Below are 22,545 nucleotides of genomic sequence, written 5' to 3'. Positions count from 1 at the left end.
CTTCGGGGCGGTTCTTACTTTGCTGGGGAAACGGGCACCGTGATCTGCGTCACGTAGGTCTCTGGATCGTCGCTGATGATGTCATCGATAAGGGCGATCTCGCGTGAGGGACCGGCGGGGGTCAGGCCGTGCTCGCACATATAGCCGAGCAGCTGCTCGTAGCGTGGGGCTGCTTGCCCATGTGTACCGCGGAAGCTTATGGTCAGACAGCGCGCGGCGGGCCGCACCTCGACGTCGCCCACGTAATCATCGGTGTCATCGAGCAGCAGGAAGACCTCGTCGTAGCCATCAAAGTCGCCGGCGGCGAGGCGCTCGGCGCCAATCCCGACGCCCAAGTTGCCCAGAAAGACAAAGGTCTCGTGCTGGCCCTTCTGCAGTTGACGAATCTGCCACTCCAGCGCATAGGCGTCGGTAGGGTTGACGCGTTCGCGCAACACGGCGCAGCGAAGCTCGGGCGCATCGATTTCGCGGATGGTATCGAGCTCGGTGCTCAAGGCATCGTGTAGCAGAGCAAGCCGGTTGTCGATCTTGCGCGATACGCGCTCCAGCTCGCGGTGCTTGCGCTCGATGAGTTCCTGCTGCTGAGCCAGCTGCCGCTGCATGAGGTCCACATCGCGCGTGGTCACAAACTCGCGGATCTGTGCCAGCGGCAGGTCCAGAACACGCAGGTGGCTGATGGTGTTGAGGGTGGAGAGCTGCCGCGATCCGTAGTAGCGGTACCCACTCGCCGGATCGATGTGCGCCGGGTCCAGTAGGCCCATCTGCTCGTAATGGCGCAACGTGCCCACGCTCAGGTTAAACAGGCGCGCCACCTCGCCAATGCGGAGCAGGCCCTCGGTATGTTCAGTTGGCGAGTCGGCCATAGGAACGCTCCTTTCAATAGAGCCGGGGAGGGGCGCCGGGCTCGCGTTGCCCCGCTACGCCATCAGCTTGTCAAAAGCCCCGCGCCGGTTGAGCACGGTAAATGCAATCACACAGATGACCGCCGACAGAATGGACCCGCACGGCGAGGCAATGCCCATGGGAAACAACGTATCGGAATAGGCGTTCGACAGCAGCCATGCACCGGGCACGCGAATGAGCGCCACGGCCAGCACGTTGTGCGCAAAGCCGATGTAGCTCTTGCCGTATGCAGCGAAAAAGCCGCTAAAGCAAATGTGGATGCCGGCAAAAATCGCGTCGAAAATATAACTGTGCATATAGCCAGTACCGGCGGCGACCACCGCGGGGTCCTTGGCAAAAAAGCCGATAAACGCCGGCGCCACCAGCCACATCAGCACCGTGATCAGGCAGCCGTACACCACCGAGATGGTCATGGCGTCCTTGAGTACCTGACGCGCGCGATCGCCCTTGCCCGCGCCGGCATTTTGCGCCGTGAGCGCGCTGACGGTAGCGCCCATGGAACTCGGCACAATGAACAAAAAGCTGATCATCTTTTCGACCAGGCCCACGGCGGCGGCGTCGACCAGACCGCGGTGGTTGGCGATGACGGTGATGAACATAAACGCCACCTGGATGCAGCCGTCCTGCACGGCCACGGGCACGCCGATCTTAAGAATGCTACCGAGCACCTCGGGCTGGGGGCGCAGGTCGCTGCGCTTAACGTGGATGTTCGTGCGGCGGCTCTTGAGCCACACGAGCGCGAGGGCAACGCTGGCCGTCTGCGCGGTCACCGTGCCGAGCGCCGCGCCCACGGGGCCGAGCCCCATGTGGCCGATAAACAGAAAATCGAGCGCGATGTTGATGATGCATGCCACGCCAATCACGTACATGGGCGAGCGCGAATCGCCCAGGCCGCGAAAGATGGCCGAAAGAATGTTGTACGCGGCGATAAAGGGAATGCCGATAAAGCAGATACGCAGGTAGGCGGCAGTGCCTTCGACGGCTTCGGCGGGAGTGCCAATGAGCGCCACGATCTGCGGGCAAAGCGCGAGCAGGACAGCGGCCAGTACCACCGAGACACCCATAAAGAGCGTGATGGTGTTGCCGATGGCAGTCTCGGCGCGATCGAAGCGGCGCGAGCCCACGGCGTGGCCGACGATGACCGTCGTTCCCATGGCCAGACCCACGAGCGTCACGGTTATGATATAGAGCGTCTGCGCGCCATTGCCCACGGCGGTGATGCCGGCGGCGCCGCTAAACTGCCCCATCATGTACAGGTCGGCCATGCCGTAGAGCATCTGCAAAAAGTACGAGAGCATATAGGGCAGGGCAAAGACCGCGATGGTCTTGAGGACATTGCCGCGTGTGAGGTCGTGTTCCATGGGCGGGGCTTTCTGGCTTGGTCTGTTTACGTACCAGTGTAGTGAAAACCCTACAACGATTGTAGAGTCAAGGTTTGTGTTGGCGGCGGGGCGAAAAAGTCACGCTCCAAGCACGATGCTTTGACCCCTCCGTGCCTCTCACCTCGCCTCAAACCATCACAACATTCGACGTTTTTTGCCAAAAACGGGAAAAGCATCGAATGTTGTGATGGTTTTTCTGCCACTCGATCGGGTGGAATCGCTTTCTTGTGCACGAAGGTGTGCGGACCCGTGGGCAGGGGAATAAGGTTGGTTATCCGACTCCATTGGAGGGCTCATGGACCTGCCGATCGTCCTGTCCCATAAGACTGCCTGGCTGTACCACAACGTGGCGCGCCCGTTCGAGCCGCTCTCGCGAGCAAGCAGCCTATACGATGAGGACTCGCTTGCTGGCGAGGCGGAGCCGACTGCGAGCCTGCCCAAATTGGGGCTCGATGCCAAGGGGCTGAGGGCTTCAACGGCAGTTGGGATCGTTACCGACTATCTGGTTTCGCTTGGTATTCCACGAGAAGAGCTCGATCATATCGACACGCTCGTCAACTTCGATTTTGAGCGCTCGACGCCGGCTGGATTTAGGTGCCATGTGTTTGGAGCACCGGTACCTCCAGGCCATCTTATCGAGGTGGCAGAGGGCCTTCTGGTGGTTGATGAGGCCATGTGCTTTGTCCAGGCGGGTTCGTGGATGAGTGAGCCCGAGCAGTTGGAATATGGCTACGAAATCTGCGCCCGATACCATTTGAATCATCTGTCGACAGGCGATTATATCGAGATGGGGCAGAGGTATACCGTTGCCGACTTGATTGCCTATTGCAATGAGAACCGATCTCGTCAGGGGGCCATACGCGCGGCCGCCGTGCTCAAGCGCGTGCACGATGGCGCGCGGTCGCCCATGGAGACGGCCACCGCAATCATGGTCGTAGCAAAACGTTCCCAGGGAGGGCTGGGATACGCCAAGGTTGAGCTCAACCATCGGGTCGATGTTCCCAGCGAGTTAAAGTATCTCGCAAAGGCCGGGTATTTCGAGATCGACGTATATGCGCCTGCGAGCGGTACGGGGATTGAATACAACGGTTCGGGCCATCTTGATAAACAGCGCAGCGCGTCGGATGCGGAGCGTATGACCGTACTGAGCGCGCTGGGCTTTAGGATGATCGTCCTCACCGGGACTCAGTTTGCCCATCAGCTGCAATTGCACCGGGCGATGAACGCCATTGCGCTCGCTATGGGCCTCAAGTGCGACCGAAGCGAAGCGTTCCAAAAGCGGCAGAACGACCTGCGAGAATTCGTGATTCGACACTGGGACGGCGGCCTCTAGGGGCGTTTTGGTCCTTCTACGGGGTGCCGTGGGCAGGCAGACCATCACAACATTCGACGTTTTTCGCCAAAATCGGGAAAAGCATCGAATGTTGTGATGGTCTGTGCTGAGGATGGGCTTGGAAAGTCCGTTTTGCTTGAAGTGACCTGTCCTGTCGTACGGGTGTCGGCATGATTCTCCCGTGGGGTATTATGTTTTCCGAAGAATAAAACGCCGCGTGAGGGGAGGGCTGCGTGGACGGGCACGTGCAACATGACGGCTTTGGTCGCGATATCAATTACCTGCGCATTGCCGTTACCGACAAGTGCAATTTCCGCTGCATTTACTGCATGCCGGCCGATGGCGTGGCACCCCGCGCGCACGACGAGCTGCTCAGTGCCGAGGAAATCGCCCGCTTTGTGCGCTTGGTGGCGGGGGAGGGCATTCGCCGCGTACGCCTGACGGGCGGCGAGCCGCTGGTCAGCCGCCGTATCATTCCGCTCATTCGCGACATCCGCGCGATCCCGCAGATCGAGGACATCTCGCTTACCACCAACGGCGCCTTGCTGCCCAAGCTGGCGCCGCAGCTCAAAGACGCGGGGCTTAACCGCGTCAACATCTCGCTCGACACGCTCGACCCCTCGCTGTTTGGAAAGATCACGCGCCTGGGTCGGCTCGAGCAGACCATGGCTGGCATCGACGCGGCACTGGCTTGGGGCTTTGAGCCCGTTAAGGTCAACTGCGTTGTTGTGCGCCGGCTCAACCAAGATGTGGCGGCCCTCGCGCGGCTCACGCTCGACCGTCCCATCCACCTGCGCTTTATCGAATACATGCCCATCGGCGACGAGCGCACGAGTTCGCATTGTGCCGTGGATCCGCATGCACCCGCGCTCAATCCCGAGTTGTGGGACGCGAGCGATACCGTGCCGAGCGACGAGCTACGGGCGCGCATCAATGCCGGGGCCGCCGCGGCGGGACTGGGTGAGCTCGAGCCGCTCAACATCAACGACGCTCCTGCCGGCGCGGGCCCTGCGCGCTATTGGCACTTTCCGGGCGCGGCGGGAACGGTTGGTTTCATTAGCGCCATGTCCAACCATTTTTGCGCGAACTGCAACCGTCTGCGCCTGACGGCCGATGGCAACGTGCGCCCGTGCCTGTTCAGCGATGCCGAGTATTCGGTGCGCGACGCCCTGCGCCGTGGTGATGATATGCAGGTACTTTCGATTTGGCGCGATGCCGTCGCCCACAAACCGCAGGAACACGCGATAATTGAGGGCACGCAACGATTTATGTCCCAAATCGGAGGATGATCATATGGCCAAGAGCAGGTACGCCGATGCCACCAAGGCCGCTCGCAGGGCCGCGATGTCTGCCCACAAAGCCACGGCTGCGGCGAATGCTGGCAGCGCCGACGCGTCCGTGCAGCCGTCCGCCAGCACTGTCGCCGAGTCCGCCCGTGACGCCCGTCGCGACGAGCTGACGCACGTGGACGCCAAGGGCGAGGTGCGCATGGTCGACGTGTCCGACAAGGCCGAGACCCATCGCATCGCCATCGCCGAGGGCACCATCCTCATGCACCCCGAGACGCAGGCCATGGTGCTGCAGGACCGCGCCAAAAAGGGCGACGTGCTTGCCTGCGCACGTGTGGCGGGCATTATGGCCATCAAACGCACGAGCGACATCATCCCCATGTGCCATCCGTTGCTCATTACCAAGAGCAAGTGCGACATTGCGCCCATCGCTCCGGCGGGGACGCCGGCCGAGGACGTGCCCGAGGGCTGGGCGCCGGCGCGCGCAGACGGGCAAGTTGGCTTTCACGTGCTGGTCACGGCAGGCGTGACGGGCAAGACGGGTATCGAGATGGAGGCCCTGACCGGCGCGAGTGCCGCGTGTCTGACCATCTACGACATGTGCAAGGCCGTCGATCGCGGCATGGAGATCGTCGACGTGCGCCTGTTGCACAAGGAAGGCGGCCGCTCAGGCGTGTGGGATCGCGCCGAGCGTCAGGCCGCTGCTGTTGAGGCCGTGGCCGCTGACGGTGCCACACCCGCGAGCGCACCCGTCACCGTCGCGCCCGCAGCTCCGGCCTCGGCCGTCCCCGCGATCGCGTTTATCGGCTACCAGAACTCGGGCAAGACCACGCTCGTCGAGAAGGTTATCGCCGAGCTCACCCGCCGCGGCCTGCGCGTGGGTTCGCTCAAGCATCATGGGCATCATGGCTTTGATATCGACGTGCCCGCTAAGGATACGTGGCGCCATCACCAGGCCGGATCCAAGCACGTGGGCCTCATCTGCGCCACGCGCTGGGCGGAGTACGCCGACACGCGCGAGGAGGACGAGATGCCCGCGCGCGAGCTGCTGTCGCGCTACAACGATGTCGATGTGGTGATCATCGAGGGCTACAAGACCGAGGGCTTCGACAACATCGTGGTCGCGCGCTCCGGTGTCGACCGTCTGCGCGGCAAGAGCTCACTCGACCTGGTCGACGGCCACACGCTGGCCCTTGCCTGCAACGAGGCCCTGGCACGTCAGGCCTTCGACGCCGGCTTTGCGACCCGAGCCATCAACATCAACGACGCCCGAGCCATCTGCGACCTCATCCAAGACCACCTTTAAGGCTTGACGCTGCGCCGGCCCCAAGCACCCCATCTCGCCCCTCAAGCCGTCGCTCGCGTACCAAAGTACGCGTCGCTCCTCTTTCGGGGCGACCTGGGGCACTTGGAACCGGCTCGCTGCGCTGCCATAACATGCCAAAAAGGGACAGGCATCTTTGTGGTGGTTTTTGCAAAAAAGCTTTGACTTAAAGTTAGCTCAAGGTGTCATAATCGCTGACAAACGATTGCGATCACGGAGGCCTCATGTCAAAACTGTACTTTATGCGTCACGGTCAAACGCTCTTTAACTTGCTTCGTCGCAAGCAGGGCTGGTGTGACTCGCCGCTCACCGAGCTGGGAATCGAGCAGGCTAAAACTGTCGGTGCGACCCTGCGAGGGCGTGGCCTTACGTTTGACCATGCGTACAGTTCGACGTCCGAGCGTGCGTGCGACACGCTTGAGCTTGCGTTCCCCGGTCAGCCTTACGAGCGCGTCAAGGGCCTTAAGGAGTGGAACTTTGGCAAATTTGAGGGCGCGAGCGAGGATTTGAATCCGCGCCTGCCGTACGGCGATTTTTACAAGCAGTATGACGGCGAGGGCGAAGTCGAGTTTCGCGAGCGTATGATGGCGACCATCACCGAGTTCATGCAGCGCCCTGGACATGAGAGAGTGTTGTGCGTGAGCCATGGCGCCGCAGCGGCTCAGGTCATGCGCGGCGTGGGCGTGGAGCCGCTCAAGATGAAGCACCGCATTGGCAACTGCTGTGTGCTCGAACTCGACTTTGATGCTACTACCGGCACATTTGCTCTTGCAGATTTGTACAACCCCTACGGCACCCCGCGCGAGTAACATCGGGGCATCAGCCAAAACCACCACAAAGGGGCCAGGCACCTTTGTGGTGGTTTTGCCGTTTACAGGCGATTTCCTACCGTTCAGCGGACTTTCGCACCAATGGGGCTTACGCTGCATGCAAGTTTCATCCTACAATCGCCCACGTGCTCACAAGTTTGTTACTCCTCGGGAGGCATCACTTGCGCATAATAGAAGACGAGGAATATCGCCCCGTCGTCTAGCGCCGATGTCCGAGGAGTTTTTTCATGCTCATTTTAAAGAAGATCAACAATAACGTTGCTCTCGCCGCCAGCGATGACGGCCGAGAGGTTGTTGTCTTTGGCAAGGGCATCGGTTTTCACGAGATGCCCTACGAGCTTGTCGATGAGTCGCTCATCCAGCGCAAATTCTATAACGTTCCCGAGAGCCTGCAGGATATGGTCGGCACACTTCCCGACGACGTTCTGCTCGCGGCAAGCGACATTGCCTGCTTCGCATCCCAGCAGCTTGGTTGCAAGCTGTCCGGTGGCCTGCCCTTTATCCTGGCAGATCACCTGCAGTTTGCCGTTCAGCGCGACGACGACCAGATCAGCGCTCCCAACCCGCTCGAGCATGAGGTGGCTTTCATCTACCCGCGTGAGCTCGAAATCGGTCAGGCCGCGCTCGCCATCGTGCAAAAGCACACCGGCGCCAAGCTGGGTCAGAACGAGGCCACGAGCATCGCGCTCCACATCGTTAACGCCGAGGTCGACGGCATGGGCCGCGCCAAGGACATGGACTTCATCATGAAGAGCACCCGCGTGCTTGACGAGGTAACCCATTCCGTGGAAAAGCAGCTCGGCTGCTCGCTCGACACGGCTTCGTACTGCTACATTCGCTTTCTTGCGCACCTGCGCTTTTTGGTTCGCCGCCTTGTTAAGGGCAGCTGCACGCAGACCGAGAACTCCTCACTGTTTATGCAGGCCGCCCGCGATTTTCCCGAGGCCTACCAGTGTGCGTACGCCATCAACCGCGTGTTCGAGAAAGAGTTCAAGCAGAGCTGCTCGGACGAGGAGCTCTTGTATCTGATGATGCATATCAACCGTCTGCGATCGGCTTCGCAGACCGAGTGAGTAAAGCCGCCAGCCCGGCGGCAATCGCAACAATTCTTTTTGGTTTCTAACTGCGGGCAAGGTACCGGCTCGCGGTAGGGGATATTTTTGTCGAAATTTGGAAAAGAGAGGACAGATCATGGCAGGTAAATACGACGATCTTGCTGCCCAGATCGTAGAGCTGGTTGGCGGCAAGTCCAACGTCAAATGCGTCGCACACTGCATTACCCGTGTTCGTTTTAAGCTCAAGGACGAGTCGAAGGCCAATGACGAGGCAATCTCCGAGCTGCCCAACGTCATCAAGGTCATGCACGCCAACGGCCAGTACCAGGTTGTTGTGGGCAACATCGTCGAGGACGTCTACGACGCCGTTCTCAAGGCCGGCGGTTTTAGCGACGGCGGCGCCGTCGACGCCGATGACGACGATGCCGCTCCCAAGGGCGTTACCGATGTGATCATCGACCTCATCTCGGGCATCTTCGCCCCCATGCTCGGCACCTTCGCCGCTGCCGGTATCATGAAGGGCCTGCTGGCGCTCGCTACCTTCCTGGTCCCGAGCTTTGCCAACGACGGCGCCTACACGCTGCTCTACACCGTCGCTGACGGCATGTTCTACTTCCTGCCCGTGGTGCTTGGCTTTACCGCGGCCAAGAAGTTCAAGATGAGCGAGTTCAACGGCATGGCCATCGCCTTTGCCCTGGTGTATCCCACCATGGTTGCCCTGACCTCGGGCGAGGTTGTCGGCTCCGTCGAGCTCGGCTTTGCTGGCACCTTCTCTTGGTACACCACGTTCCTGGGCCTGCCGCTCATCATGCCTGCCTCGGGTTACACCAGCTCCGTTATCCCCATCCTGCTCATGGTCTGGTTTGGCTCCACCCTCGAGCACTGGGTTAAGAAGTGGATGCCCGCTTCTATGAAGATGTTCTTCACCCCGCTGATCGTCGTCACCGTTACCGTCGCCCTTGGCTATCTGGTCATTGGCCCCATCGCCACGCTCATCACCAACCTGCTTGGTGAGTTCTTCGCGCTGCTGTTTGGCCTGCCCATGATCGGCTCCCTCCTGGGCTGCACCCTCGTCGGTGCCTTCTGGATGTGCCTGGTCATCTTTGGCTTCCACTGGTCGCTCGTGCCCATCGCGCTGGTCAACCTGTCCACTCTGGGCCACGACTACATCCTGGGCTCCGTTATCGCCCACTCCTTCTCGCTGGGCGCCGTGCTCTTCGCCATGTATCTCAAGAACAAGGACGAGAAGTTCCGCGGTATCGCGCTGCCGGCCATGATCTCCGCCTTCTTCTTTGGTGTCACCGAGCCCGCTATCTACGGTGTCGCCCTGCCCGATAAGAAGGCCTTCATCAACGCCAGCATCGGTTCTGCTGTGGGCGGCCTCATCATTGGTCTCTCCGGCGCCGTGGTGTACATGTCCGGTGGTCTGGGCGTCTTCAACTGGCTGTCCTTCATCGACCCCTCCGGTGTTAACGGCATCAACCACATGATCTGGGCTATCGTTGCCTCTTTCGTGGGTGCCGCCGTGGGCTTTGCGATCGAGTTTGCCACCTACAAGCCCGAGGCTGCCAAGTAGCCCAAACGACAAAGACTCGGTACCAAGCCGGCGGGGGGGGAGCGCCCCGCCGGTTTTTTTTCAAAGGGGCTAGATGCCATGCGCTCGTCCGAGCGACTGCCCAAAATCAAAACCATGCCGGATTACGGGGCTGAAACGGTGAGTGCTGACCATACCCCGTTTTTCCGTAAACTGACAAGCCTCCTACCTGCGGTTTTGTCCTTGCCGTTTCTGGCATGCTCAAGGGGCACTGGTTCTGCCCCGTAAACCGGCATGGTTTTGAACCTGCCAATAAGGGACAGGTTTATTTTGGTCGGTTTTATCTGGGCAAACGTCGTCTCCGTCAGCTCCGTCCGCATATCTTAAGCCGGCATAGTTTCGATGGGTCGGTCCGTGCGCGTCCCGCAACATGCCTCGCCACGAAACCGGCCTATCTACTACGTTTAAGTGGTAGGGGCCAACCACACGGTGGTTTTTCGAAAACCGCCAAGCCGTCTACCTGCGGTTTTATTTTTGACAATTGCGGCGTGGTCGGGGGTTCACGACTAAACGTAGTAGATGGGCCGGTTTCGTGGCGGCCGACTCAACGCGAACTCCGATCGGGACGCAAATTACCTCGTGGACGCCGCTTCGGCGCCCACGCAACATCCCAACACGTACGAAAGGAGCCAACATGGCTTTTCCCGATGGATTTCTGTGGGGCGGTGCCACTGCCGCCAATCAGTGCGAAGGCGGATACAACGAGGACGGCAAGGGCCTCGGCGTTCCCGACATCATGACCGGCGGCACGGTCTCCGAGCCGCGCCACATTACCGACGGCATTCTGCCCCAGTACCACTATCCCAGCCACGAGGCCGTGGACATGTACCATCACTATCTCGACGACATCAAGCTTTTTGGCGAGATGGGCTTTAAGTGCTACCGCATGTCCATCAACTGGAGCCGTATCTTCCCCAACGGCGACGAGGCCGAGCCCAACCAGGCCGGCATCGAGTTCTACCGCCGTGTGTTCCAGGCCTGTCAGGAGCAGGGCATCGAGCCCATGGTCACCCTTAGCCACTATGAGCTGCCTTATGGTCTGTCCAAAAACTACGGAGGCTGGAAGAACCCCAAGCTCATCGATTTCTACCTCAACTACGCCCGCACCGTCATGACCGAGTACAAGGGCCTGGTGCGCTACTGGCTCACCTTTAACGAAATCAATTGCCTGCTCATGGGCGGCTTTGGCGGCGTGATGGGCGGCGGCATGGTGCCCGAGGCAACCGACACGCCTATGGCCTTTGGCGACTGCGACTGGGACGACCCGCAGGCGCGCTTCGATGCCCTGCACCATCAGTTCCTGGCGAGCGCCAAGTGCGTCACCATGGGCCATCAGATCGATCCCCAGAACAAGATCGGCTGCATGATCGCCGGCAACGCCTGCTACCCGCACACGTGCAATCCGGCAGACGTTCTGGCCGCACAAAAGCAGCAGCGCGAGATGAACTTCTACTGCGGCGACGTGCAGGTGCGCGGTGCGTATCCCTCGTGGGCGCCCAGCGTGTGGCGCCGCGAAGGCGTGCACGTGGAGGTTTCGCCCGAGGACGCCGCCACGCTGGCCGCCGGCAAGGTCGACTTCTACAGCTTTAGCTACTACATGAGCGCCACGGCCACGGCTGACCCGGTGCTGCTGGAGCAGGGCAACATCTTTGGTGGCGCCGGCAACGAGTACCTCAAGAAGAGCGATTGGGGTTGGGCGATCGACCCCGAGGGCCTGCGTTACTACCTGGAGGAGGTCTACGACCGCTACCAGGTGCCGCTGATGATCGTCGAGAACGGCCTGGGCGCGGTGGACGAGGTCGAGGCGGACGGTGCGATTCACGACGGCTACCGCATCGATTACCTGCGCGAGCATATCAAGCAGATGGAGATTGCCATCGAGGACGGCGTGGACCTGATGGGCTACACCATGTGGGGCTGCATCGATTTGGTGAGCGCCTCGACCGGCGAGATGAAGAAGCGCTACGGCTTCATCTACGTCGACAAGGACAACGACGGCAACGGCACGCTCGCCCGCAGCCGCAAGGACAGCTTCTTCTGGTACAAGAAGGTCATCGCCACCAACGGCGCCGACCTGGCCTAGCCAAGTCTCAACCAGCGTAAACGTCGCAACCACCACAAAGGGGCCAGGCACCTTTGTGGTGGTTTTTGCTTTGGTAGATGTGTGGGACATGCCTTACAATCTACCAAGTAGTTCATGACGGGCGAAAAACGGAGAGAAGGGTCCTGATGTGTCCTTAATGTTTCATGCGGATAGATTGATTTGACAGACGGTGGCGAATGCCCACCGCCCGTATTCGTATGAAACAAGGAGTCTCCATGCTCGCATCTCTTTTCTCAAAGCCTCAATCATCGCTGTCCGTGCAGGCTAAACGCCTGGTGGCAATGCGCTTCCTCATCTACACCGGGTTTCAGACCAGTTATTTTATCGGCATCATCGGAACGCTTACCTATGCGGACGATGCCTCGGTCGTCGCGACGTCGCTGGCCGTCCTGTTCATGAACGTTTTCGTGATCCTGGGTTCCTTTGCGGGTGGCGCTGCGCTCGACGCATGGGGTCCGCGCCGCCATTTCTTGCTGAGCATCGTCGGCGCTCTCGCAACTGGCACGGCAATCATCGCCTTTGGTAGCGCGACCGGCGTCGTCCTACTCGGCGCGGTGTTCCTGGGCTTTGTGATGGGATTTGCCCAGCCCATCGCCACGTCCTATCCGGCCTACCTCACCGACGATCCTGTCGAGCTCAAAGACATCAACTCCGCCATCGCCATGTTTTCAAACGTGAGTATCATCGTTGGCCCCACGCTGGGCGGCTTTGTCGCGGCGGCTGCATCGTCGCGCGCGGTGTTCGTGCTCATGATGCTCTTTACCGTGCTGGCGTTCGTTGTCGGTTGGGGCTTTAGGCCGCAGACCAGCCATGTCGCCGGGCATGCGGATGCCGATTCGGCAGAGGAAGGGGAGCGTGCGGGACAAAGCTCCAACCCCAGCACGTCCGCCCGCGCCACCTTCGCAGCCAGCATCAAGACAGTCTTCACCAACAGCGTCCTCGCCCTGCTGTTCTGCATCATTTTTCTTTCGAACTTTGGCTACGGAGCCTTCGATCCGCTGGAGTCGTTCTTCTACCGCGATGTCCTGCACGTCGGCGTTGAGTGGATGGGCTGGCTCTCGTCTGCCTGCGGTGTCGGCGCGGTGCTGGGTGCCGTGCTCGCGCTCCGCTTGCCGCCGCACCTGGTCAACCTTAAAACGCTGCTCGTGGCACTTATGTCCGTGGGCCTGGGAAGCCTGCTCTATGTGGGGACGCCGTACGTGGGTGTGGCCCTCGTCGGTCAGGTCGCCCTGGGCATAGCTTGGGGCATCGTCAACCCGCTCCACAACACCATTGTGCAGACGACGGCACCGCTCGAGCAGCTTGGCCGTGTGAACTCGGTCATGGGCTTTGGCAATATGTTCGCCGGCGTGGCCCCTCTGGCGATTGCCCCGTGGCTGGCGGCAACATTTGGCGTACAACGGACACTCGTGGGAGCGGGCATGGTCGTGACGGCGGTTCCCGCGGCGCTGCTGCTGTTTGGACGTCGGCATCTGGATCGTGCCGCAAAGCAGTAAAAACCATCACAACATTCGATGAAAATCGCAATTTTGCCGAATAACGTCGAATGTTGTGATGGTTTGCGCCCCGGGCCAGGCCACCCTGCGGGTCCGGCCACCACAAAGGAGCCAGGCACCTTTGTGGTGGTTTTTGCTTTAACGGGCCGCGCCTGCGCCTTGGTATAGCATGTACGCCGTTCACGACCACACCCCACACCGCCGCGCAACCCAGAAAGGCCCCCATGGACACCACCTTCAGCCACATCAAAGCCGTGTTCTGCGATATCGACGGTACGCTGCTCACGAGCCAGCATACGGTGTCCCCGCGCACCGTGGCGGCGATCCGCGCCCTGCGCGACCGCGGCGTGCTTTTTGGCCTGTGCACCGGGCGCGACGCCCACGCGACCGAGGCCATGTACGAGTTCTGGGGCATCGAAGGCCTGGTGGACGTGCTCGTGGGCTGCGGTGGCGCCGAGGTCATCGATCGCGCGCACGCCATCAACGAGCTGAGCTTTCCGCTGCCGGGCGAGACCATCGCGCGCATCTGCAAGCACATGGCGGACCTTCCGGCAACACCCGTCTGCCCCCGAGACGGCGTGTTCTACGTGCCCGAGAGCAACGCGTGCGTCGAGCACCTGTCGCGCGTCGACGGCGTGCCCTACCAGGTGGTCGATTTTGCCGAGTTTTTGCGCGAGCCGCAGCCCAAGGTGATGTTTACCATGGCGCCCGAGGTAATGCCGCGGGTGATTGAGCGGGCGTCGACGTTTGCCGATGACACTGTTAAGGCGGCGGCCCTGCAGACCACGCAGCGGCTCTACGAGTTCATGGATCCGCGCGTGTCCAAGACGCGCGGCCTTGTGCGCGTGGCGGAGCTCAACGGCATGGAGCTTCAGAACATCTGCGTGTTTGGCGATGCCGATAACGATACCTGCATGGTGGCCGACGCCGGCGTGGGTGTGGCCATGGCAAATGGCAGCGACGCCACCCGTGCCGCCGCGGACTTTGTAACCGCGAGCAACGACGAGGACGGCATCGCGGTCTTTATCCAGGAGCATCTGCTGTAGCGCCTGGGGGCAGCCACAAAGAGGGCAGAGCGCCTTTGTGGTGGTTTTCCAAGCGTCCCAACAGTCGATTGTTGGGACGCTTTTTTGTAGCGAGGAGATTTGCAGCCGGTAACATGCGATGTCATTCAAGTGTCGATGTATGAACATGTCGGCACACGCTGGTTGTGCAGTAATTGACCAATTAGCTCATAACTAATATTTGCAGGTAGATATACTGCCATTCACGGCGCAATTTTGACCGTTCACAGATTGAGCGGGTTAAAACAAAGTGTTGTACAAACAATGATAAAGTGTCATTTATCTAGATTTGCTAACGAGTTTACCAGCGTCTTTCCGAAATTTAACCCTCGAAAAACAATGCATAGTTTGAATAATTGTCAAGAAGTTAAGGCAACGTAAAGCAAAACTGACATTGTTAGGCTTGCGTTGTTTAAACAAAGAGTAATAATATGCATATCGAGCGCGAGCAATTATAGGTTGCGCGCCCAAGTTTGATGGTGAAAGAGCAAGATCGCGGTCTCTTGGGGAGGAGACATCGATGAAAGCGAATTCAGACAAATCTAAGCAGAGTAAAAAAGCGATGCGCCGTGTACTGGCAGGCGTTTTGTGCGGAGCCTCCGTTTTGAGCCTGGTACTGTCGCTCGTCATGCCCCCGATCTCGCAGGCCATTGCCAACGACGCCCAGACGGTTTCTGCCGAGAAAACTGTGATGGGGGGGGGTTCCTCAAGTGAGTCTACTGATGTAGACAACACTACTAACGAGGATACCGAGAACCAGGATAATGACGATGCTGCGGGCGACGACGAAATTCAGCAGGAGGAGCAGCCCAAGGACGAGTCGCAGGCAGAAGAAAATGAAGCGATCGACGATGGCGCTGGTACGTCAGCCGAGGAGGCTGTGGCGAGCGAAGAGACGGCCGCGGACATCAAGAATGCCGGTGACTTGCAGGGAAAGCTTCTAGGCGTTGAGGAAAATCAAACCGCCAGCTTTACGCTTGCGGCTGATATTGACTTTCCTGGTGAAATCACACTTAACAAAGGCGGCAGCAATATCACCCTTGACCTAAGTGGTCATAAGATTAAGCACTCGAGCGCCGACAAGCCGTTATTCAATGTTGCCGGTGGTGCGTCACTTACAATTAGGGATTCTGCACAGGTGGGTGAGACGGTCAGCGAGGGCCAGCAGCTAGCTGATCAGGGGCAGAGCCTGAATGCCGATAATTATGACAAGAATGCCGCCAATTATGGCAAGAATGCCGAACTGACTTACGATAACGATAACATTCCATCTAATCTTACCTACTACGTGACCGAATCGTCCCCGAGCGGAACAGGCACAACCGAGACACTTGTCAAACATGACGTTGAGATTAAAGGCGCCATCGTGGCGTGCGGCGGCAACGCAAATCTAAAGCTCATCAATCTATATAACAACAACGGCAAGGGCGGCACGTTTAACCTTGTGAGCGGCGTGATCACGCAAAAACAAGGCGGCAGCGTTAGCAGCTTGGTCTATGCCGAGAACGGCTCTACCGTCAACATGCGCGGCGGCTATGTGTGTGGAGCTTCTGGCTCGGGTGCGGGCGGTGGAATTGAAATACACGGTAATTCGACCCTCGAGGTTTCCGGTGGCGTAATTGCCGGCAACAGTGCTCCTAGTGGCGGTGGTGTGTATGCTAAAGACTCCACGGTCAACATAACTAATGGCGTAATCTCCGGCAACAGCACGCTTGCTACTGGTGTTGGTTTCGGCGGCGGCATCATGGCCGAAGGCGGCAGCGTTACTGTTTCTGGTGGCTACATTACTAACAATAAATATGCCAATTACTGTGGTAACGATGGTAATGGCGATCATGGCGGTGCTGGACTTGCCGCTAAAAACGGTACTCATGTCACCATTTCGGGCGGCCAGATCACGGGCAACTATTCTGAGGAAGCCGGCGGCGGCGTCTATGTGACCGACATCGAACACCAAGGGGCGAGCTCGCGCAAGACAATGGCATGGCTCAACATTACGGGGGGAACTATTGCCTCTAACGTGAGTTTTCGCTCTGAGGGTGCCGGCATTCGCGTGGGCCAGATGGTTGACGCGATGATAAAAGGAACGTCAAATTCAAATCCAGTCTATATCACTAATAACCACTGCATGTCTCGCTTTGACTGGGGTGGAGGCGGCATCTTCGTCCAGGGCGATTCTAAGGTCGCGTCTAATGCTGGTAGGCTATTTGTCTATAACTCCTATATAAGCAGCAATGAGGCCGGTGGCTACGGTGGCGGCGTTGCGGTTTGCCCGACGGGTAAGACTTTGGTGACAGGCACCGACGGCACGGCGATTTTCGGTAATACTTCTGCCGGAAATGAGCAAAACGCGAACGATTACGAATCCGTGAGTAATACAGGCAATAACGGCACCCCCCATCTTTCCGGCGGTGGTCACGGTAAGGACCAGGACTCCGACGCCTACAATGCCGAAGTGTTTCGCAAAAACGGCCACGCGGACTTCTTCCTTGCGGCGGAGGGTCATACGACTCCGATCGCGGCGGTGATTGGCAAAATGCTTGGCGGCGGCGATGCTAAGTATCGGGGAAGCTTAGAGCTTCAGAAAGCCATTACTATCCCCGCTAACGGTGGCGTGCAGGTATATAACAGCATCGGCCTGAGTTCGGATGTTAAGGCTCAAGACCCCGAGGCGATCAATGCGCGAAAGGCTGCGCTAGAGGCGGGCGCGACGTTTATCACGGGCAATTATTCCTGGAACCATGGCGGCGGCATCATGTCGAACGGCGACCTGTACATGGGCGCGCCTGAGGACACGTATGTCTATCCGAGCCTCAAGCTCAAGGCGACCAAGAAGCTGGAAGGCCGCAAGCTCAATGATGGGGAGTTCTCCTTTACGGTGTATCGCAAGGATTCAGACGACCCTTTGGCTGGCACGACAGCTGGCACGACATTCAATCGCGACGTTTGCACCGAGGTTGGAACAGCAGCAAATGATGCAGAAGGCAGCATTACGTTTGACCTTGGTGAACAATTCGCATCGAGTGGCGCGGGTAACGAAATCACATACTACTTGGTCGAAGATCCCGGTGGTGATTCTGGCATCACGTACGACTCCAGCGTGTATAAGATTGTGGTGACGGCCGAAGATACCAAGACCTTGCTCATGTCTGTTCCGAGTAAAGAAAACTCAAGCCAACTGAAGGATCTTTACATCCATAACTACACGATTAAAAACGTCGGTGTAACCAAGTACGAATTCCGCGAGTCGTCTGGGAAGTGGGAGAACGTAAAAGCGAGGAGCAAGGTGCAGAAGAGTGGAGACTATTATCCAATTATCTGTGAGGGTGACTCCACGACTTTCACTAACAAGTTCACCCCGTACGACTCGACTGGCTCTTGGACCCCTAAGGCGACCAAGGTCGTTGAGGGTGGCGAGATGAAGGAGTTTACGCTCGAGTTTGCGGATAACGACAAGTTCGATAAGGCCGAGGCGGTTAAGACCAAAGCCAACGACAAAAACTCTCAGCTCCTGAGCTTCAAACCGATTGAGTACAAGCTCGATCAACTTAACAAACTCGAGACTGACCCCACTGGTCGCGGTGCAAGCAATACCTTTACTTATTACGTGCGCGAGCAGCAGCCAACCACACCGTTTACGAACTATAAGTACGACCGGTCGATCTATCAGATTACGGTCAACGCGGTTGACGACACTGAGGGCAAGATCAACATCTCTGCGACCTACAAGCAGATTCAGGATCGTGATGGCAAGCCAGTGACCAACGACACGGGCCGCGAACTCACTGAAAGTTCCACTCCCACCTTCACCAACACCTACTCAACCTCTTTGCCCCTTTCTGGTATGTCGGGCGTCACTCTGACGTACCTTGCCGGCGCGGCGGTGCTTTGCGCTGCTGCGGCCTGGATGCACATTCGTCGCAAGGCGAATGCGAAGGGAGGTAAGCGTCGTGAATAAGAAAGTTTGCTCCTTCCCGATCTTGTTTGCGCTGCTTGCCCTCCTGATCGGCACCTGCGCGGTTGTGTTCCCCGCATCCGCGCAGGCCGCGCCGACCTCGACCGGTTCCATCACGGTGAGCGGCACCGTGGCGAGTAGCTACGACGCCTACCAGATCTTTAGCGCCAACGTCGTCGACGGCGACAGCGACGCCAAGACCTTCACCGACCTTGCCTGGGCAAGCGACGCCGTGCGCGACGCCGCGCTGCCTGTGCTGCACAGCGCCGGCATGCCAAATTCCCAGATCACCGCGCAGGAAGCTGCCGAGTGGCTCAACACCGATTCCCACCTTACGAGCGCGCTGAGCGTACAGTTCGCTCGTTCCCTTCAGAGCTCTGGTGCCGTGTCTGTGACCCTTAACGCGGGCACGACGGCCGACCTGTCCTGTGGCTACTGGCTCATCGTCGCCGACGACGACGCCATCGCTCAGGGCGAGGTCGGCACCGCGCCGATTATGACCCTGGTGGGCGGCAGCGCCGTCACCGTCAAGCCCAAGGCGGCGACTCCCAAGGTCGCCAAGCATGTGCTGGAGGACAGCGCCGCCGCCTGGCAGAAGGCCGCCGACGCCACGGCCGCCGACGACCTGTACTGGCGCCTCTCGGCCACGGTCCCGGCGGGTCTTACCGCCTACGACACCTATGCGGTGCGGTTCGTCGACACCATGAGCGCAGGGCTCGACCCCTCCAAGGTGGCCGCGAGCATGCATGTATACGTGGCGACGGGCGCGGACGGCGGCTTTGACGCCGTCGCCACCGGCAAGGACGGACACGCCGGCACCAAGGCCGCGAAGGGCTGGACCGACATCACGGCCCAGTGCGCCACCAAGGTGGCCGCGGACGGGACCTTCACCGTGCGCACCGGCGACCTGGTCGCCGCGCTCGGCGGGGCCGACGCCTTCGCCGCGGGCGCCCGCGTGGTCGCCGTGTACAACGCACCGCTCAACAGCGCGTGCAACCACGGCATCGCGAAGGGCAACCCCAACGAGGTCTACCTGCGCTACCCGCGCTCTCCCTTTGCCGACCAGTCCGGCGACGCCGGCTTCACCCGCACGCCGAGCGACGACGCGTGCGCCTACACCTGGGACCTCGCGCTCACCAAGCGCGGCAGCGACGGCGACAAGCCGCTGCCCGGGGCGGTTCTGAGCATCGCCGACGACCGCGGTCGTACGCTAGCGGCCGACGGTACGTGGGATGCGGAGGGCAAGGCCACCGTCACCACGGGCGAGGACGGCCGTGTGACCGTCTCGGGCGTGGACTCGGGCAAGCTGGAGATTCGCGAGCTCAAGGCACCCAAGGGCTACACCGCCTTTAAGGGCACGCGCTCCGTGACGGTCAAGGCCGAGGGCCTGGACGTCGACCAGGTGGCCGCCGCCAAGCCCAAACTCACCATCACGGCCGAGTCGCCCCTGCGTGCCGACAGCGCGGACGGGTCGACGGGCAGCCTAGAGGCGTCGCTCATCAACACGCCCACCGGCACACCCCCTAGCATTACCACCGGAGGCTTTATGCCCTCGACTGGCGATATGGCAATGTACGCCGCGGCCGCCGCAGCGGTCGCCGGAGCCGCGCTCATCGTGGTCGCGCTCCTGGTCAAGCGGGGAGGTGGCAGCCATAAAGAGTAGCTGGCAGCCCCACAGAGAGCGGGGCGAGACGTAGCGAAGTAGATGCTAAGACACAGACATACAGATTTAGATCGAATAGAATTCAAGCAGAAAGCAGAGGAAAAGAAGATGAGCATGAACAAGAACATCGCACGCCTGGCAGTAACCGCCGGCCTCACCGCAGCCCTGAGCTTCGGCGGCGTCATGGCCCCGGTGACCATGGCGTTTGCTGGGGGCGTGCCGACGGTGGCCCAGAGCGGCGACGTGACGATTAAGGATTCGACCTATACGGATACGACTTTTAAGGGCATCCAGATTTTCAAGGCGAAGGTTACGCAGGATCAGAAGGATAGCGCCTGGAATGGGCCTAAGACGGTTTCTGACATCGAGTGGGCGTCGGATTCAGTTAGGGATGCTGTGACGGGGGCGTTTACCGACGACGATTCCACAAAGCCCTCTGGCAACGATGCTCAAGAGTGGGCAGAATGGATTAAAAAGAAAACCAAAGCTGAGTACACGTCTGGTACAGACGCGAGCACTAAGCTTGACGCCGGAACGACCCTCGACAAGATTGCCAAGGCACTGGAAAAAGCCACAACCGCTGAAGGGACGAATGGCTGGAGAACAGGCACCGACGGCAAGTTCAGCAGCCTGGATGCCGGCTACTGGCTCTTTGTGACTGCGAGTGTCGGCGAAACCGCAAATGCCACCGCGGGCAACACGGATACTTTCACCTCGCCGATTTTCGCTGTTGTCGGTGGCTCCGATGAGAACTTAACTCCCAAGAAGCAGGTCCCCACTGTGACCAAGGCCGTCAAGGATGACGCTAAGGGTGGCACATTCGGTTCATTCAAGAAGCCCAACATGGCTGCCGACTCTCAGATGGACCAATATGTCGACTACCAGCTCATCGGTACCGTCGCGGGCAACATCAACAGTTACGGCACCTACAAGTACGCCTTTACGGACAAACTCCCCAATTCCATGACGCCCAAGTTCAAGGATGGCGGTACGACGCCCGATGTTAAGGTCATGATCGGCGATACCGTGGTCGCGTCCGGCTATAACGCCAAGTACGAGGATAATACGCTTACTGTCGACTTCCCCGATCTCAAGAAATGCGGGGCTGAGGGCAAGACTGCCATTGCGCTGAACGGCGACTCGAAGGTGACTGTCGAGTACAAGGCCAAGCTCGACTCTACCAAGATCTTTGAAAGCGGTACGATCAAAACTGAGTTCAATGGTTTGGTTGGTAAAGCCCAGAAAAATACCGTTAAGCTGACTTATTCCAACAACCCGCACACTACTGATGGTACTGGTACCACGGTCGAGCACCCCGCCTACGACTACACCTACGGCATCGACGTCACCAAGGTCGGTTCCGATGATGAAGGCAAGGGGCTCGAGGGCGTTGAATTCACGCTGCAGGAGCAGGATGATACGAACAACTTTATCAAGGCGGATGGTACCAAGACGAAGGATAACGAGCAGGCTAAGCTGAAGACCGACGCAAGCGGCAAGATCAACGTCGTTGGTCTTGATGAGGGTACTTACGTCCTTACGGAGGTCAAGCCGGCGCCTGGATATAACAACTCCCACAGCGCTGGCATCACGTTCACCATTACTCGCGGGACGCTTCCGGCAGACGATACGACTGTTGTTAACCCGGGCTGCACTCTTGCTACTGGTACTAATGAGAATCTCGTCAAGGTGGCTCAAACTAATACCGAGGCCGCTGACGGCAAGGTACACCTCACTGTCACCGACCAGAAGGGCACCGGCCTTCCCCTCACCGGCCTCAACGGCGTGACCTTCACTTGGATCGCTGGTGGCGCGGTGCTGTGCATCGGCGTGGCGCACCTCATCCGCAGCCGTAAGCAGGCTGAGGAGTCCGAGCAGGAGTAACGCTCGCTCACCCATCCCTTTGGCAGGTGGGATGTGATGGCCATGAGACTTGCGGACACTTTTCTCGTCCATCCACGTTCTTGCTTTGCCATTCTCTTTTCGGGGCAGACTCCGCACTGGAGTCTGCCCCGTTTTTTTGGGATAACGCAGTCAGCCTCCATCGTCCGATGCGGGCGCGCTCGTCATCGCGTTTCTTGACTCGTATGAGGTTCGGTTTAAGGTCCGTAGGCGCACGCGCGGTGCGGACGGTAGAAGGCATTTGCGCCGCGCGTGCAAATTAAAATGCCCGGGGTTAGAGGCCCGGGCATTTAACAAAACCAGAAAACTAGGCCGCCCGCGCTCTCGTATATTTACGCGGGGTGCATCGTTTTCTATTGACATAGTATCCCGAATCGCCCAGCCGATCCGGGACATTTTGAAAACGCAAACACGTCGGGCAAACCCGGACAATGCGGCCAGGCTCCGCCGGACGAGGAACCGTGTTTGTGACTATCGAACAAATGTTTGTCAAAATCGCGTTTACCAGCTGTGGGTGCATGCATTCGCAGTAAAATGGCCTTGCGACGCATCCCGTGCGCGGGCGGCCGACGACTCGATCGGAGGTCACCATATGCTGAAATTCCGGCTTATAGGACAAAATGTGTGTCCCGATAGAACATCCGTTTCCAT

Annotated in this window: 14 protein-coding genes; 12 read left to right on the top strand and 2 right to left on the bottom strand. The window is 59.2% G+C overall.

The genetic code is table 11. The annotated features are described in order from the left end of the window. Positions 1–14: 14 nt before the first annotated feature. Complete coding sequence (locus DW180_RS08350) at positions 15–863, bottom strand: MerR family transcriptional regulator (RefSeq protein WP_118238386.1); 849 nt, start codon at positions 861–863, stop codon at positions 15–17. 54 nt (positions 864–917) lie between these two features. Further along, complete coding sequence (locus DW180_RS08345; RefSeq protein ID WP_118238385.1) at positions 918–2,264, bottom strand: MATE family efflux transporter; 1,347 nt, start codon at positions 2,262–2,264, stop codon at positions 918–920. Positions 2,265–2,580: 316 nt separating this feature from the next. On the opposite strand from DW180_RS08345, the gene DW180_RS08340 reads away from it, so the two are divergent. The 12 genes from DW180_RS08340 (at position 2,581) to DW180_RS08285 (ending at position 21,876) form a co-directional block, all read left to right on the top strand. Next, complete coding sequence (locus tag DW180_RS08340) at positions 2,581–3,618, top strand: hypothetical protein (RefSeq protein WP_118238384.1); 1,038 nt, start codon at positions 2,581–2,583, stop codon at positions 3,616–3,618. Positions 3,619–3,851: 233 nt separating this feature from the next. After that, positions 3,852–4,907 carry a GTP 3',8-cyclase MoaA gene (gene moaA, locus DW180_RS08335; RefSeq protein ID WP_233545233.1) on the top strand — a complete coding sequence of 352 codons (1,056 nt, stop codon included), beginning with the start codon at positions 3,852–3,854 and terminating at the stop codon, positions 4,905–4,907. 4 nt (positions 4,908–4,911) lie between these two features. Continuing rightward, on the top strand, positions 4,912–6,213 hold the full coding sequence (gene mobB / locus DW180_RS10610; RefSeq protein ID WP_118238383.1) for a molybdopterin-guanine dinucleotide biosynthesis protein B: 1,302 nt from the start codon (positions 4,912–4,914) through the stop codon (positions 6,211–6,213). Between the two features lie 242 nt (positions 6,214–6,455). Further along, complete coding sequence (locus DW180_RS08325; RefSeq protein ID WP_118238382.1) at positions 6,456–7,040, top strand: histidine phosphatase family protein; 585 nt, start codon at positions 6,456–6,458, stop codon at positions 7,038–7,040. A gap of 248 nt (positions 7,041–7,288) precedes the next feature. After that, positions 7,289–8,134 (top strand): PRD domain-containing protein, encoded by an 846-nt coding sequence (locus tag DW180_RS08320; RefSeq protein ID WP_117765392.1) that lies wholly within the window; start codon positions 7,289–7,291, stop codon positions 8,132–8,134. A gap of 118 nt (positions 8,135–8,252) precedes the next feature. Then, entirely contained in the window at positions 8,253–9,692 is a 1,440-nt protein-coding gene (locus tag DW180_RS08315; protein ID WP_118238381.1) for a PTS transporter subunit EIIC, read from the top strand. A gap of 652 nt (positions 9,693–10,344) precedes the next feature. Next, entirely contained in the window at positions 10,345–11,793 is a 1,449-nt protein-coding gene (locus DW180_RS08310; protein ID WP_117563637.1) for a glycoside hydrolase family 1 protein, read from the top strand. Positions 11,794–12,029: 236 nt separating this feature from the next. Continuing rightward, on the top strand, positions 12,030–13,310 hold the full coding sequence (locus DW180_RS08305) for an MFS transporter (protein WP_158570973.1): 1,281 nt from the start codon (positions 12,030–12,032) through the stop codon (positions 13,308–13,310). Positions 13,311–13,534: 224 nt separating this feature from the next. Further along, the gene (locus DW180_RS08300) at positions 13,535–14,356 is read left to right on the top strand and encodes an HAD family hydrolase (RefSeq protein ID WP_117817750.1); all 822 of its coding nucleotides are present in this window, start codon (positions 13,535–13,537) and stop codon (positions 14,354–14,356) included. A 538-nt stretch (positions 14,357–14,894) separates the two neighbouring features. Beyond that, positions 14,895–18,332 (top strand): Spy0128 family protein, encoded by a 3,438-nt coding sequence (locus DW180_RS08295; RefSeq protein ID WP_118238379.1) that lies wholly within the window; start codon positions 14,895–14,897, stop codon positions 18,330–18,332. Beyond that, positions 18,325–19,992, top strand: coding sequence for a SpaA isopeptide-forming pilin-related protein (locus DW180_RS08290; protein WP_158570972.1), 1,668 nt, complete (start codon positions 18,325–18,327; stop codon positions 19,990–19,992). The genes DW180_RS08295 and DW180_RS08290 overlap by 8 nt, the downstream gene beginning before the upstream one ends. Positions 19,993–20,106: 114 nt before the next feature. After that, a complete protein-coding gene (locus DW180_RS08285; protein WP_158570971.1) occupies positions 20,107–21,876 on the top strand; it encodes a SpaA isopeptide-forming pilin-related protein in 1,770 nt (589 codons plus the stop codon). The last annotated feature ends 669 nt before the right edge of the window (positions 21,877–22,545 follow it).

The sequence above is a fragment of the Collinsella sp. AM16-21 genome, assembly GCF_003471905.1.
Taxonomy (GTDB): domain Bacteria; phylum Actinomycetota; class Coriobacteriia; order Coriobacteriales; family Coriobacteriaceae; genus Collinsella.
This window is presented reverse-complemented; position numbering and strand designations above follow the sequence as displayed.

Coding starts and splice junctions, on each gene's coding strand:
- DW180_RS08350 (WP_118238386.1), bottom strand. CDS start 863: ATGGCCGACTCGCCAACTGAACATACCGAGGGCCTGCTCCGCATTGGC.
- DW180_RS08320 (WP_117765392.1), top strand. CDS start 7,289: ATGCTCATTTTAAAGAAGATCAACAATAACGTTGCTCTCGCCGCCAGC.
- DW180_RS08345 (WP_118238385.1), bottom strand. CDS start 2,264: ATGGAACACGACCTCACACGCGGCAATGTCCTCAAGACCATCGCGGTC.
- DW180_RS08315 (WP_118238381.1), top strand. CDS start 8,253: ATGGCAGGTAAATACGACGATCTTGCTGCCCAGATCGTAGAGCTGGTT.
- DW180_RS08285 (WP_158570971.1), top strand. CDS start 20,107: ATGAACAAGAACATCGCACGCCTGGCAGTAACCGCCGGCCTCACCGCA.
- DW180_RS08305 (WP_158570973.1), top strand. CDS start 12,030: ATGCTCGCATCTCTTTTCTCAAAGCCTCAATCATCGCTGTCCGTGCAG.
- DW180_RS08300 (WP_117817750.1), top strand. CDS start 13,535: ATGGACACCACCTTCAGCCACATCAAAGCCGTGTTCTGCGATATCGAC.
- DW180_RS08325 (WP_118238382.1), top strand. CDS start 6,456: ATGTCAAAACTGTACTTTATGCGTCACGGTCAAACGCTCTTTAACTTG.
- DW180_RS08295 (WP_118238379.1), top strand. CDS start 14,895: ATGAAAGCGAATTCAGACAAATCTAAGCAGAGTAAAAAAGCGATGCGC.
- mobB (WP_118238383.1), top strand. CDS start 4,912: ATGGCCAAGAGCAGGTACGCCGATGCCACCAAGGCCGCTCGCAGGGCC.
- DW180_RS08310 (WP_117563637.1), top strand. CDS start 10,345: ATGGCTTTTCCCGATGGATTTCTGTGGGGCGGTGCCACTGCCGCCAAT.
- DW180_RS08340 (WP_118238384.1), top strand. CDS start 2,581: ATGGACCTGCCGATCGTCCTGTCCCATAAGACTGCCTGGCTGTACCAC.